The sequence below is a fragment of the Gordonia alkanivorans NBRC 16433 genome, assembly GCF_000225505.1.
Lineage (GTDB): Bacteria > Actinomycetota > Actinomycetes > Mycobacteriales > Mycobacteriaceae > Gordonia > Gordonia alkanivorans.
On the sequence record NZ_BACI01000002.1, the window covers coordinates 83476 to 96772 of the forward strand.

11 protein-coding genes, 1 other RNA gene and 1 pseudogene are annotated in these 13297 nt (G+C 68.7%); 8 read left to right on the forward strand and 5 right to left on the reverse strand.

Annotated features, from left to right (window positions below; genetic code table 11):
- The first annotated feature begins 26 nt into the window (after positions 1-26).
- Positions 27-1031, forward strand: coding sequence for a zinc-binding metallopeptidase family protein (locus GOALK_RS00415; protein ID WP_006356796.1), 1005 nt, complete (start codon positions 27-29; stop codon positions 1029-1031).
- Positions 1032-1059: 28 nt separating this feature from the next.
- Here GOALK_RS00415 and GOALK_RS00420 read toward each other — a convergent pair whose 3' ends face one another.
- Both GOALK_RS00420 and GOALK_RS00425 read right to left on the reverse strand, forming a co-directional pair.
- Positions 1060-1539 carry a low molecular weight protein-tyrosine-phosphatase gene (locus GOALK_RS00420; RefSeq protein ID WP_040003889.1) on the reverse strand — a complete coding sequence of 160 codons (480 nt, stop codon included), beginning with the start codon at positions 1537-1539 and terminating at the stop codon, positions 1060-1062.
- 53 nt (positions 1540-1592) lie between these two features.
- Entirely contained in the window at positions 1593-2279 is a 687-nt protein-coding gene (locus GOALK_RS00425; RefSeq protein WP_006356798.1) for an HAD-IA family hydrolase, read from the reverse strand.
- Between the two features lie 30 nt (positions 2280-2309).
- On the opposite strand from GOALK_RS00425, the gene cobC reads away from it, so the two are divergent.
- From cobC to GOALK_RS00450, 6 genes are all read left to right on the forward strand, one after another.
- Positions 2310-3404, forward strand: coding sequence for an Rv2231c family histidinol phosphate aminotransferase CobC (cobC, locus tag GOALK_RS00430; RefSeq protein WP_040003890.1), 1095 nt, complete (start codon positions 2310-2312; stop codon positions 3402-3404).
- A complete protein-coding gene (locus GOALK_RS00435; protein ID WP_006356800.1) occupies positions 3382-4521 on the forward strand; it encodes a Nif3-like dinuclear metal center hexameric protein in 1140 nt (379 codons plus the stop codon). Before cobC ends, GOALK_RS00435 begins: the two co-directional genes overlap by 23 nt.
- A 102-nt stretch (positions 4522-4623) precedes the next feature.
- Positions 4624-5361, forward strand: coding sequence for a zinc ribbon domain-containing protein (locus GOALK_RS00440; RefSeq protein ID WP_006356801.1), 738 nt, complete (start codon positions 4624-4626; stop codon positions 5359-5361).
- Between the two features lie 5 nt (positions 5362-5366).
- A complete protein-coding gene (locus GOALK_RS00445) occupies positions 5367-6017 on the forward strand; it encodes a histidine phosphatase family protein (protein ID WP_006356802.1) in 651 nt (216 codons plus the stop codon).
- Between the two features lie 63 nt (positions 6018-6080).
- An RNA gene (rnpB, locus tag GOALK_RS23010) (RNase P RNA component class A) lies at positions 6081-6496 on the forward strand.
- Positions 6497-6552: 56 nt separating this feature from the next.
- Positions 6553-7971, forward strand: a complete 1419-nt coding sequence (locus tag GOALK_RS00450) for an RNB domain-containing ribonuclease (protein ID WP_006356803.1) — start codon at positions 6553-6555, stop codon at positions 7969-7971.
- A 182-nt stretch (positions 7972-8153) separates the two neighbouring features.
- Here the strand turns inward: GOALK_RS00450 and GOALK_RS00455 are convergent, their stop codons facing one another.
- From GOALK_RS00455 to panB, 3 genes and pseudogenes are all read right to left on the reverse strand, one after another.
- Positions 8154-9647: a CYTH and CHAD domain-containing protein gene (locus tag GOALK_RS00455; RefSeq protein ID WP_006356804.1), complete on the reverse strand. Its 1494-nt coding sequence runs from the start codon at positions 9645-9647 to the stop codon at positions 8154-8156.
- Between the two features lie 69 nt (positions 9648-9716).
- Positions 9717-10681: pseudogene (gene pip, locus GOALK_RS00460) on the reverse strand (prolyl aminopeptidase).
- A 78-nt stretch (positions 10682-10759) separates the two neighbouring features.
- Complete coding sequence (panB, locus tag GOALK_RS00465) at positions 10760-11608, reverse strand: 3-methyl-2-oxobutanoate hydroxymethyltransferase (protein ID WP_006356807.1); 849 nt, start codon at positions 11606-11608, stop codon at positions 10760-10762.
- A gap of 327 nt (positions 11609-11935) precedes the next feature.
- Here panB and glnA point away from each other — a divergent pair, with 327 nt between their 5' ends.
- Positions 11936-13276 (forward strand): type I glutamate--ammonia ligase, encoded by a 1341-nt coding sequence (gene glnA, locus GOALK_RS00470; RefSeq protein WP_040003901.1) that lies wholly within the window; start codon positions 11936-11938, stop codon positions 13274-13276.
- Positions 13277-13297: the final 21 nt, after the last annotated feature.

A 13297-nucleotide genomic window follows, 5' to 3' on the forward strand; every position in this document is an offset into this window, starting at 1 on the left:
TTACTCAGCACCTGTAGCGTGATCTAATGCGTGACTTCATCTGTCTGAACTGCGGCCAGCGGCTTTCCTTCGAGAACAGCCTGTGCCTGAACTGCCAGAGCCCCCTCGGGTTCTGGCTCGAGTCCCGCTCCATTCAAGTCCTCGACGACAAGGGACGCGCCGAGGTCGACGGTGTGCTCCTCGAACGATGCGTGAACACCAAGGTCGCGCAATGCAACTGGCTGGTGAAGTGGACCGGCAACCCGGAGCTCTGCCAATCGTGCGAGCTGACACGCACGCGTCCCGGCGACGACGATCCCGAGGCGCTGGTGGTGTTCGGCCAGGCCGAGACCGCGAAGCGGCGTCTCGTCCTCGAACTCACCGAGCTCGGGCTGCCGATCGAGAATCGTGACGAGAATCCCACTACGGGTCTTGCCTTCGACCTGCTGTCCAGCGCGCAACGGAACGTCATCACCGGACACGCCAGCGGCGTCATCACCCTCGACCTCGCCGAGGGCGACGATGTCCATCGCGAGCAGATGCGCGTCGAACTCGACGAGCCGTATCGGACGGTCCTCGGACACTTCCGGCACGAGATCGGTCACTACTACCAGCTGGTCCTGATCACCGACAACCGTCGTCCGCAGTTCGAGGAGCTGTTCGGCAACCCAGACGACGACTATCAGGCCGCACTCGACCGGCACTACAAGGAGGGTGCGCCCGAGGGGTGGCGGAAGAACTACGTCTCCTCCTACGCCACGATGCACCCCGCCGAGGACTTCGCCGAGACCTTCGCGCACTACCTGCACATCCGGGACACCCTCGACACCGCCGCCGCGTTCGCGATGGCGCCGTCGGGTACGACGCTGGACAGCGTGCCGCCCGGCGACGTGGGATTCGACCGCATCATCGACGAGTGGCTCCCGCTGACGTGGGCGCTCAACCAGATCAACCGGTCGATGGGCCACCCGGACCTCTACCCGTTCGTGCTGCCGGCGCCGGTGCTCGAGAAGATCCGCTTCGTGCACAACCTGGTGGCACCGGTCGGCTGAGGCCAGTCCGGTGGGCTGGGCGTGGTCGTCAGGCCACGCCCAGCTGAATGCGCACCCAGTCGATCAGGCCGGGGACGGCGCTCTCGATCTGTTCGCGGGTGGCGACGAAGTCGTCGTTGCCGCCGTAGTAGGGGTCGAGTAGGGCGAGGTCGTCGGCGGGTGCCGACGGATCGAACGACCGCAGCAGTCGGGTCCGGTCGCCGAGCCGCTTGCGCTCGAGTTCCCGCACGTGGCCGTCGTCCATCGCCAGGAAGAGATCCGCGTCGAAGTGTTCGGGACCGAGCAGCGCCGCCACGTGGGCGTCGGAGTAACCGTGGGCCAGCAATTCGGTGCGGGCACGGTTGTCGGCCGGTTCGCCGACGTGGAAGCCCGCGATCCCGCAACTGGTGACGCGCACCTTGCCGCCCAGTCCCGCGTCGTCCAGGGCGGTCCGGAAGATGTTCTGCGCCATCGGCGACCGGCAGATGTTGCCCGTGCACACGAAACAGATGTGTAGTTCTTCTGCCACTGGTGTCCACCTCAGCTCGACGTGCCGACGCGCTCGGTGGTCCAGGGCGTCGGTCACATACCCAGGACGCCGCGCAATTCGGCTGTGGACTCAACCGCCCAGGCCGCGTCCTGTTCCTCCCCGTGCAGAGAATAACCCCATCTGACCAGGACCGCAGAGATCCCGAAGGCCGCGGCGCCGTGCACATCGTGGCTGCGATCGCCGATCATCACGACCGGCGCGGTGACGTGCCCGGTGTCGGCGTCGACGGGAAGTCCCAGTTCGGCGACCGCATGTGCGACGACGTCGGCCTTGTGGCGACGCGTGCCGTCGTCGCTGGCACCGGCGATGTACTCGAAGTGGTCGGCGAGACCGAAGTGTTCGAGGATCCTGCGCGCGGTGGTCTGGTTCTTCGACGTCGCGACCGCCATCGTGCGCCCCGACGCGGAGAGATCGGCCAGGACGTCGGGCATCCCGTCGTAGACCGCGTTCTCCCGCCAGCCGATCTCGGTGTAGCGCTCGCGGTAGGCGCGCATGGCCTCGTCGGCGACCTCGGGCGCGAGGCCCAGTTGGTTGAGGGTGTCGATCATCGGCGGCCCGACGATGCCCGCGACGACCTGCGGATCGGGCTCGGGCGCGTCGACGGCGGCGAGGGCGTGCCGGAAGCTGTTGGCGATACCCGCGAAGCTGTCGGTGATCGTGCCGTCGAGGTCGAAGAGCAGCACGGTGTCGGGATGGCGGGGATCTGGCGGCGTCAACACGCGTCCATCGTGCACGTAAGGTCAACAGACATGACAGCTGGGTATGGCGTCGCATCTTCATCCGACCTGTCCGATCCGGATCGGCACGGCGATCGGGATGCGGCACCCGGGCTCGTGGACTTCGCCGTCAATGTCCGTGGCACGCCACCGCCTTTCGTCCTCGACGCCATCACGCGCGGTCTCGGTGACCTGGCCCGGTATCCGGGCCTCGATGACGAGCGGCGCGCGGTCGACGCCATCGCGGCCACCCACGGTCGCTCACCCGACGATGTGCTGCTGCTGTCCGGCGCGGCCGACGGCTTCGAGATGCTGCCGCGACTCGACGTGCGTCATGCCGCGCTCATCCAGCCGTCGTTCACCGAACCGGAGATCGCACTGCGTGCCGCGGGGGTGCCCATCACGCAGGTGACACTCGACGAGCCGTGGCGGTTGTCCGGGGCGGAGGTGCCCGACACCGCCGACCTGGTGATCCTGGGCAACCCCACCAACCCGACGTCGGTGCTGCACCCTCGGGAGTCGATCGCGGCGTTGCGGCGTCCGGGACGCATCATCGTCGTCGACGAGGCCTTCGCTGATCTCACACTCGGCGCGGACGGGGAACTCGAACCACAGTCGCTGGCATCGGCCGACTGGCCGGACCTCATCGTGATCCGCAGCGTGACAAAGACTTTCGGCCTGGCAGGGCTGCGCGCCGGATACCTGCTCGCCGCGCCGGAGATCCTCGCGCGGCTGCGGGCCGGGCGGCGGCCCTGGGCGCTGTCCACACCCGCGCTGACCGCGCTGACGGCGTGCCTCGGCGAGGCGGGCTTCCTTTACTGCGCGGAGCAGGCCCGCCGGGTCGCGGCCGAGCGCGCCGAGATGGTCGACGAACTGACCCGGATCGGGCTCGTCGTCGTGGCGGAACCGGCCGCACCATTCGTGCTCGTCGAGGTGCCGAGGGCCACGGAGGTCAAACGGCGTCTCGTCGACCACGGGTTCGCGGTGCGCAGTTGCGCCAACTTCGTCGGACTCGGCGACGACCATCTGCGGCTCGCGGTACGTCCGGTCGAGCAGGTCCGCGCGCTGACCGCGGCGATCGAGCAGGTACGAGAGGAGATGAGGGATGGGAACCGTGTCGACGTCTGAGGGGATCACCGTCGGAGACGTGGTCGACGCCGTCGAACGTGCGTATCCGCCGGCACTCGCCGAGTCCTGGGACGCCGTGGGGCTGGTGTGCGGCGACCGTGCCGAACCGGTGCGTCGGGTCCTGGCGTGCGTCGACGTGACCGACGCCGTCGTCGACGCGGCCGTCGCAGAGAAGGCGGACCTGGTGATCGCCCATCACCCGCTGCTGATGCGCGGGGTCACGTCGGTGGCCGCCGACACCCCCAAGGGCCGCATCGTGCACCGCCTGATCCGCAACGGCATCGCGCTGCTGTCGGCCCACACCAACGCCGACAGTGCACGACCGGGTGTCTCCGACGCACTCGCCGACCTGCTCGGCCTCGTCGACACCGTGCCCATCGAACCGAAATCCGCGGCGCCGCTCGACAAATGGGTGGTGATGGTGCCCGAGGGCAACGTCGAACAGGTCAGTGAGGCGATGTTCGCCGCCGGCGCCGGTGCGATCGGCGACTACCGCGACTGCTCGTGGACGGTCGTGGGCACCGGCCAGTTCGAGGCACAGGAGGACGCGACGCCGACGATCGGCGAGATCGGCACCCGCACCCACGTCGACGAGGCGCGGGTGGAGATGGTCGCCGACCGGTCCATCCGTGGGTCGGTGCTCCGGGCGCTGCGCAACGCCCACCCGTACGAGGAACCGGCGTTCGACGTCTTCGAGCTCGCCGACCTCGGCAGCGGCCTGGGTCTGGGTCGGGTCGGTTCGCTGCCCGAGCCGATGACGCTGCGTGACTTCACCGCGGTCGTCGCACGCGCACTGGGTGCGCCGTCGGGAATCCGGGCGGCCGGCGATCCGGATGCACCGGTGCGCACGGTCGCGGTCTGCGGTGGGGCGGGGGATTCGCTGCTCGGGCGCGTGCGCGGGCTCGGCGTCGACGTCTATGTGACCGGCGACCTCCGACACCATCCTGCCGACGAGAGTCTGCGCGACGGTGGGCCGGCCCTCGTCGACGCCGGACACTGGGCCACCGAATTCCCCTGGTGCGCGCAGGTTGCGGAGCTGGTCCGCAAGGACTGCGACGTGCCCGTGGTGGTGTACGACACGCCGACCGACCCGTTCGGATTGCACAGCTTCGGGTGACGCCCGGAGGGCCGCCTGACCAAAGGCCATCCGCCCGCCGGGACGCCGGGGCCAGCCGCGTACGGTAGGGGGACTTCAGAACTTCAGAGAGAGGAGGCCGCAATGAAAGTCGACGCCGGAGTGCAGCGACTGTTGCTCGATCTCGCGGACTCCGATGCCGAGATCAACCGACTCGAGCATCGCCGCAAGAACTTGCCCGAGAACGCCGAGATCGCCGAGCAGGAGAAGGCGATCGACGCTGCCCGTGACGATCTGGTGCGCGCGGAGATCTCCGCCGAGGACCTGGGCCGCGAATACCGCCGCATCGAGTCCGAGGTGACCGGGATGGCCAACCGCGAGGCCAAGGACTCCAAGCAGCTCGCCGCCGGTGGGCTCGCGCCCAAGGCGCTGTCGGAGCTCCAGCACGAACTCGCGGGACTCGGACGCCGTCGTGCGGTCTTCGAGGACGAACTGCTGACGCTCATGGAGCAGCAGGAGGCCGTCGAGGCCGAGCGCGACCGCGCCGCCGCGACGATCTCGCATCTCGAGGAGAAGGTCGCCGACGCTCGGGTTCGCCGCGATGAGTCGCTCGCGACCATCGAAGAGGACATGACGCGCGCCCGCGAGAAGCGGGACACGCTCGCCGGGGAGATCGACGCCGACCTGCTGGCCGTCTACGACAAGCAGCGCGCCAACGGCCGTATCGGCGCGGGACTCCTGCGAGCACGACGCTGCGGTGCCTGCCGGATGGAGCTCGACCGGGGCACGATCGCGTCGATCAGCGCGGCGCTGTCCGACGAGGTCATCCGCTGCGAGGAATGCGGCGCGATCCTCGTGCGGACCGCCGAATCGGGGATCTGACAACTGTGGGCGAGAAGTCGCCGTCCTGGCAGGGGCAGCGGAGTTCGCCGACCCGGTTCATCCTGCTGCGCCACGGCCAGACGGCGTTGTCGGTGGATCGTCGGTACTCCGGACGCGGTAACCCCGAGCTGACCGCGGAAGGTCTGCGCCAGGCCCGCGCGGCAGCCCAGCGGGTCGTCCGCGAGAAGCACATCTCCGCGATCGTGACCTCGCCGCTGAGCCGCGCCCGCGCCACCGCCGACGAGGTCGCCGCGGTGACCGGCGTCGACGTCGTCGAACATCCCGGACTCATCGAGAACGACTTCGGCGAGTGGGAGGGCCTGACGTTCGTCGAAGCGTCGGAACGGCATCCGGAGATCCACCGGGAATGGCTGTCGGACATCACCGTGCCCGCACCCGGTGGCGAGAGCTTCGCGCAGGTCGCCGAGCGGGTCGCGGAGACGAAAGACGATCTGCTGCAGCAGTATCCGGGGCAGACGGTCGTGCTCGTCTCGCACGTCACCCCGATCAAGCTGATGCTGCGTGAAGCGCTGGGCGTCGGGCCGGAGCTGTTGTTCCGCCTCCACCTCGACCTGGCATCGGTCTCGATCGCCGAGTTCTTTCCCGACGGTGGTTCCGTCGTGCGGCTGGTCAACGACGCCGCGCACTGGCACTGACGGCCCTTGACGCCGTGGGATGATCGGCGGTCGCACGGCCTGCCGTACCCTGGGTTCCGCGAACGAGTCGGCCGGGCGGCCGCGGTGAGCGGAACGGGCGGAAGACCGTCACGCCGCGCACCGAGGAAAGTCCGGACTCCACAGAGCAGGGTGGTTGCTAACGGCAACCCGGGGTGACCCGCGGGACAGTGCCACAGAGAACAGACCGCCGGCCGCAAGGTCGGTAAGGGTGAAACGGTGCGGTAAGAGCGCACCAGCGGCGCGGGTGACCGCGTCGGCTCGGTAAACCCCACCCGGAGCAAGGCCGAAGCACGCACCTCACGGTGCGTGTGCGCGGGCGTTACGAGGGCTGCTCGCCCCAGCCCGCGGGTGGGCCGCTCGAGGTACCCGGCGACGGTGTGCCCAGATGGATGGTCGCCGCCCGCGACGGTCGAGAGACCTCGCGGGCACAGGATCCGGCTTACGCGCCGACTCGTTCGCCTCCGGGTATCGCGCTCCCGGATAGGTCGCGTTCACGCGCGCTAGGGTTCGAGACGTGACGCGCTTCCTCTTCGCCCCTGACATCGACTTCGCCGGTATCCGCGATCAGCTCGGGGTGGACGAGTCCTACGGCGACGACGCGCTCGCCGAGGCGCGCGACTCCGTCGACCGCTTCGCGGATGCGCGCGAGGACCACACCGGCGTCCCGTTCGTCACCATCGACCCGCCGACGTCGCGCGATCTCGACCAGGCCGTCCATCTCGCCGCCGACGGTGACGGGTTCATCGTCGACTACGCCATCGCCGACGTCGCGGCCCTGGTGATCCCCGAAGGCGCACTCGATCAGGAGAGCCGACGCCGCGGGTCCACCGTGTACTTCCCGGACGGCTCGGTACCGCTGCATCCGCGCGAACTGTCGGAGGGCAGCGGATCACTTCTGCCCGAACAAGTTCGGCCCTGCGTGCTCTGGACGATCCGGGTCTCGGGGGACGGGACGGTCGCCGATGTCCAGGTGCGGCGCTCGCGGATTCGGTCCGTCGCCCGCTTCGACTACGCGGGGGTCAGCGCCGACGCCGCGGCCGGCCGACTGCATCCGTCGATCGCGGCGTTGCCGGCGTTCGGTGAGCTGCGGCAGAGCGTCGCGATGGATCGCGGGGCCGTCGAACTCGATCTGCCGGACCAGCAGGTGTCCCGCACCGAGGCGGGCTGGCGGCTGGACCTCGAACCCCATACCCCGGCCGACATGTGGAACTCCCAGCTCTCGCTGCTCGCCGGGATGTGCGCGGGCACGATCATGGCCGAGGCGGGCATCGGACTGCTGCGGACGCTGCCGCCCGCCGATCCCGAAGCGGTCGAGGATCTGTGCGCCGCCGCGAAAGCGCTCGGCGTCGAATGGCCGGACGGCTTGGCGGTGGGTCGATTCCTGGCGGGCCTGCCCGGCGACCGGCCGAGCACGCTCGCCATCCAGTCGGCCGCGAGCGGTCTGATGCGGGGCGCCAACTATCTCGCGCTCGACGGTTCCGACGAGGCGCGTGCCATCCCGGATGACAAGAAGCAGCACGCCGCCATCGCCGGTCTCTACGCCCACGTCACCGCGCCGCTGCGCCGCCTCGGCGACCGGTTCGCGACCGAGGTGTGCCTCGCGGTCACCGCGGGCCGGGAGGTACCCGACTGGGTGATGCGCGCCCTGCCGACCCTGCCCAAGATCCTGCGCTCCGCCGACACCCTCGGCGCGACCGCCGACCGGGCCGGCATCGATCTCGCCGAGGCCGTCATCCTCGCCGACCGCGTCGGCGAACGCTTTGACGCAGTGGTGATGTCGGCGGCCACCGAACGCAAACCCGCCCAGGTGTTCATCGCCGACCCGCCGGTCGTCGCGGGGTGCGAGGGCGACCTGCGTCCGGGGACCCGGCTCGAGGTCGAACTGGCGGCCGCGGACGAGGTGACGCGGACGGTCGGGTTCCGGCCGGTGTAGGCGCACTTCCCGCGGGAGCGTTTACCGCGCGCGTGACCGTTTCCCTCCCGCGGGTGCTAGCCAATAAGCGGGAAGTAACCAGTCCCGCGGGAGAAAAATGCTTGCGCGGGAGGTGATCTCACCAGGCCATCGTGGCTCGTCGCTTGCGCTCCTCGCACCTCAGGCAGCGGGGGCGGGGCGGGTCAGAGGTCCTTGGCGGCCTTGCGGTACTCGGCGACGGCGCGGTAGGCATCGGCTTCGAGGCGGGCGTCGAGCCGACCGACGATGAACATGTCGGCGGCACCGAGCTTCCCGTCGGCGACGATGGTCGCGAGGTGGTCGCGGTTGATGCGGATGTCGTTGAAGTCGCCGAGGGCGGACTGGATCTTCTTGGCGACCGCGCCGACCTCGCGGTACTTCTTCTTGTTGAGCGGCTCCGTCGCATCGATGCTGTAGCGCAACCGCTTTGCGCGTTTGCGGATCTTGTGCAGTTGCTCCTGCCACTCGGCCGAGCCCTCGGTGAGGTCGGCGAGATCGGCCTGTGCCTTGCGGATGTGCTTGCGGCTCTTGGCGACCGCCTTGTCGACGACGACGGTCGCGGGGAGTTCGGCGTCGGGTCCGGGCGGGGGAGAGGCGATGAGGGCGTCGACGGAGTCGAGGAGGGCGAAGTAGCGCTTCGACGACATCGCGGCGTGCGCGGCGCGGATCGCCCGATCATGGGTCTGGGTCTCGGCGCCGGCGAGCGCGGCGAGCAGTTCCGCGGAGGCGTTCTCGCCGCGGAGCAGGGACTTGTCGAGTTCGAGCTGCACCTCGGAATCCCGTGCGTCACCGAGAATCCGGGCGAGGAGCTTGAGTTCGGCGCCGACGTGGGCGGTGCGCTCGGCGTCGAGCACCGTGGGGTAGCCGGACAGCACGCTGCGGAGTCGGCGGCAGGACACCCGCATCTGATGCACCGCGTCGTCGGCGTCCTCCCGCACGAGCGGGTCGTAGGCGATCAGGCTGTTGCGGTGCAGGGCGATGTCGGTGATGACGAGCTCGAGCGCGGTGGGGCGCTTCGACAGTCGGGGTTTGTGGACGGTCGGCGTCGAACCGATGGCACGAGCCAACTTCGAAGCACTCGACGCCGGTCGGGCGCCCCCGGCGCGCAGGACCTTGTCGGCGGCCTTGAGCAGCTTGGTGGTGCCGCCGGAGAGGAGTTCGAACTCCCACTCCGCCCACTGCTGGGAATGCCCGCCCGGCAGCAACGACTGCGCGGTCACCAGGTCCTCGGCGAGTTCGGCGAGCGGCTCGTCGTCGACGCCGAGCAGGCGCGTCACCGTGCGCGTGGTGGAGATGACGGCGACGGGGGTGAGCCTGCGGCAGCGGGTCAGTGCGAGGACCGGCGTCACCAGGGCCTCGGGGACGTCACCGTCGGCGGGCGCCTCGTCGAAGCCGATCTGGAGTTCGCGACGCGCGCCGGGGATGTCGGTGGGGCGCTTGAGATGCCAGCCCTGATCGGTGCCGCCGGTGCGGCGTCGCATGGTGATCCTGTTGCCGGCGAGATCGAGGTTCTCGGTGTCGAAATAGGTGGCGTCGAGCGAGAACGTCTCGGGTTCGGTCGCGGACACGACTCCGGGGAGCGCCCGCAGGTCCGGGGCCATGTGGCCGGGGTCCACGTCGAACTTGAGTTCCACCTCGACCTGCTCGGATGCGGCCACCTGATCCTCCTGACGCCGACGACACGGTGCAGCTGACTCGAGTCTAGTGACCCCGGGTCCGGCGACGCCTCATTCGGCGAAGCGGTCGGTCGCCTCCAGCAGGTGGTGCCGGATGCCGGTCTCGAAGGAGGCGTGCCCGGCGTCGTCGACGATGCGCAGATCGGCGGCCGGCCAGGCCCGATGGAGGTCCCAGGCGCTGCGCATCGGGCAGACGACATCGTAGCGTCCCTGGACGATGACGCCGGGGATGTGCGCGATGGCGTCGATGTTGTCGAGCAGCTGGCCGTCGTCGAGGAAGCCGTGGTTGACGAAGTAGTGGTTCTCGATCGACGCGAAGGCGAGATCGAAGCGGTGCGCTTCGTCAGGATTCTGTCCCGACTCCTCCTCGGGACGGGGAGCAGGTAGCTGGTGGCTTGTTCCCAGCCGGTCCACGCGCGGGCCGCGGCACGGGCGACGTCGCGGTCGTCGGAGGTCAGCAGCCGGTGGTAGGCGGCGACCAGGTCGCCGTCGCGCTCGTTCGCCGGGATCGGCTCGAGGTAGGTCTCCCACACGTCGGGGAAGATGTGCGACGCGCCGCCGTTGTAGTACCAGTCGATCTCGCAGCGACGCAGCAGGAAGATCCCGCGCAGCACCAGTTCGGTGACCCGGTCGGGATGCGCCTGCGCATAGGCGAGACCCAGCGTCGAACCCCAGGAGCCGCCGAAGACCTGCCAGCGGTCGATGCCGAGATGGGTCCGGAGCTTCTCCATGTCGGCGATGAGATGCGGCGTGGTGTTGACACTCAGGTCCGCGCCGTCGGCGATGTGCGGCCGGGACTGTCCGCAACCGCGCTGATCGAACAGCACGATCCGGTACTTCGCGGGATCGAAAAAGCGTCGCTGGGCCGGTGACGTGCCACCGCCGGGGCCGCCGTGGACGAAGACCACGGGCTTGCCGTCGGGATTTCCCGACGTCTCCCAGTAGATCTGCTGGCCGTCACCCACATCGAGGTGACCGGAATCGTAGGGCTCGATCTCCGGGTAGAAGTCACGCATGGTCACCGAGCCTAGGCGCAACCGGGATTCCGTAGAAGTTGTGGGGATATGGCGTCCACAACTTCTACGGATCGTCGGTCAGTAGCTGTGCTCGGGGCCGGGGAAGACGCCGCGACGGACCTCGTCGGCGTACTGCTCGGCGGCCGAACGCAATTCGGAGCCCACGTCGGCGAACCGCTTGACGAACTTCGCCGTCTTGCCGTGGGTGAGGCCGGCCATGTCCTGCCAGACGAGCACCTGGGCGTCGGTCTCGTTGCCGGCACCGATGCCGACGGTCGGGATCGTCAGCTTGCGGGTGATCTGACCGGCCAGCTCGGCGGGGACCATCTCCATGACGACGGAGAAGGCGCCGGCCTCCTGGACTGCGATGGCGTCGGCGATGAGCTGGTCGGCGCCGTCTCCACGACCCTGGACGCGGAAGCCGCCGAGGCCGTTGACGCTCTGCGGGGTGAACCCGATGTGCGCCATGACGGGGATACCGGCGGCGGTGAGAGCCGCGATCTGCGGGGCGACGCGCTCGCCACCCTCGAGCTTGACCGCGTGCGCGCCGGTCTCCTTGAAGATCCGGATGGCGTTCTCGAGGGCGTGCTGCGGCCCGATCTCGTAGCTGCCGAAGGGCATGTCGGCGACGACGAGGGCGTGCGGGGCGCCGCGCACGACGGCGCGGATCAGCGGGATCATCTCGTCGACGCTCACCGGGATGGTGGTGTCGTAGCCGAGGACGACGTTGGCCGCCGAGTCACCGACGAGCAGCACCGGGATTCCGGCGGCGTCGAAGATGCATGCGGTCGAGTAGTCGTAGGCGGTGAGCATCGACCACCTCTCGCCCTCGGACTTCATCTGGGCGAGGTGATGGACGCGGGTCACACGGCGCTTGGGAGCGTCGGTGGTGGAGGTGGATGCACCATAGACCGAGGATTCGGACATCGTTGTCTCTTTTCTGCCTCGAGTCCCGGCTGGCCCGGAGGGGCGCGGCGGGTACCCGGGTTGAACACGGACAAGCGCCATTGTGTCACCGCAGATATGTGATGTAACCGTCGCAGGATATGCAATTGATCACATCGAACGGGAGGTGGAGTCGGCCCGATGTGCGGAGGTTGTCGCGGTTCGGAAGCATCCTGGCTGTTCGGAGGCATCCCATCCCGGCTGGCTTGCGTCTCATATGATGGGATGGCCTCGGCAAACGCGCAGGACAGCGAGTTGGTGTTATGCGTGTAACACGGATTTAACAGCCGACTTCTAATGTCGGCGACCATGGATCGCCAAAAGGAATTCGTGCTGCGGACCCTCGAAGAGCGCGACATCCGTTTCGTCCGACTGTGGTTCACCGACGTACTCGGTTATCTGAAGTCCGTGGCGATCGCGCCGGCCGAACTCGAGGGTGCCTTCTCCGAGGGCATCGGCTTCGACGGCTCGGCCATCGAGGGCTTCTCCCGTGTGTCGGAGGCCGACACGGTCGCCAAGCCCGATCCGTCGACCTTCCAGATCCTGCCGTGGACCACCTCGGCCGGCCGCCACCACTCGGCCCGCATGTTCTGCGACATCGCGATGCCCGACGGCACCCCGAGCTGGGCCGACTCGCGCCACGTACTGCGTCGCCAGCTGAACAAGGCAGCCGACCTCGGCTTCAGCTGCTACGTGCACCCCGAGATCGAGTTCTTCCTCCTCAAGGACGCACCGCTCGACGGTTCGGTGCCGACCCCGGCCGACTCCGGCGGCTACTTCGACCAGGCCGTCCACGACGCCGCACCCAACTTCCGCCGCCACGCCATCGAGGCCCTCGAGTCGATGGGCATCTCGGTCGAGTTCTCCCACCACGAGGGCGCCCCGGGCCAGCAGGAGATCGACCTCCGCTACGCCGACGCGCTGTCGATGGCCGACAACGTGATGACCTTCCGCTACCTCATCAAGGAGGTGGCCATCAACGAGGGCGTGTGGGCCACCTTCATGCCGAAGCCGTTCAGCGAGCATCCCGGTTCGGCGATGCACACGCACATGAGCCTGTTCGAGGGCGACATCAACGCGTTCCACAATCCCGACGACCCGATGCAGTTGTCGGCCACCGGTAAGAAGTTCATCGCCGGCATCCTGCACCACGCGTCGGAGATCAGTGCCGTCACCAACCAGTGGGTCAACAGCTACAAGCGCCTCATCCACGGTGGCGAGGCCCCGACCGCCGCGACCTGGGGCGGTGCCAACCGGTCCGCGCTCATCCGCCTGCCGCTGTACACCCCCAACAAGGCGTCGTCGCGACGCATCGAGGTGCGCAGCCCGGACTCGGCCTGCAACCCGTACCTGACCTTCGCGGTCCTGCTGGCCGCCGGCCTGAAGGGCATCGAGGAGGGTTACGAACTCCCCGACGAGGCAGAGGACGACGTCTGGGCCCTCACGCCCGCCGAGCGTCGGGCCATGGGATATCAGGAATTGCCCGGCAGCCTGGCCGAAGCACTCACCAAGATGGAGAACTCGGAGCTGGTCGCCGAAGCTCTCGGCGAGCACGTGTTCGACTACTTCCTGCGCAACAAGTGGGCCGAGTGGACGGGGTATCGCAGCATGGTGACCCCGTACGAGCTGAAGAACTACCTGCCGCTGTAGGGGGCCGATGGCGGCCCGTTT

What these genes read in the sequence shown, in the direction of transcription:
- GOALK_RS00440 (WP_006356801.1), top strand. Translation starts at nt 4,624, where the DNA reads ATGAAAGTCGACGCCGGAGTGCAGCGACTGTTGCTCGATCTCGCGGAC.
- panB (WP_006356807.1), bottom strand. Translation starts at nt 11,608, where the DNA reads ATGTCCGAATCCTCGGTCTATGGTGCATCCACCTCCACCACCGACGCT.
- GOALK_RS00415 (WP_006356796.1), top strand. Translation starts at nt 27, where the DNA reads ATGCGTGACTTCATCTGTCTGAACTGCGGCCAGCGGCTTTCCTTCGAG.
- glnA (WP_040003901.1), top strand. Translation starts at nt 11,936, where the DNA reads ATGGATCGCCAAAAGGAATTCGTGCTGCGGACCCTCGAAGAGCGCGAC.
- GOALK_RS00435 (WP_006356800.1), top strand. Translation starts at nt 3,382, where the DNA reads ATGGGAACCGTGTCGACGTCTGAGGGGATCACCGTCGGAGACGTGGTC.
- cobC (WP_040003890.1), top strand. Translation starts at nt 2,310, where the DNA reads ATGACAGCTGGGTATGGCGTCGCATCTTCATCCGACCTGTCCGATCCG.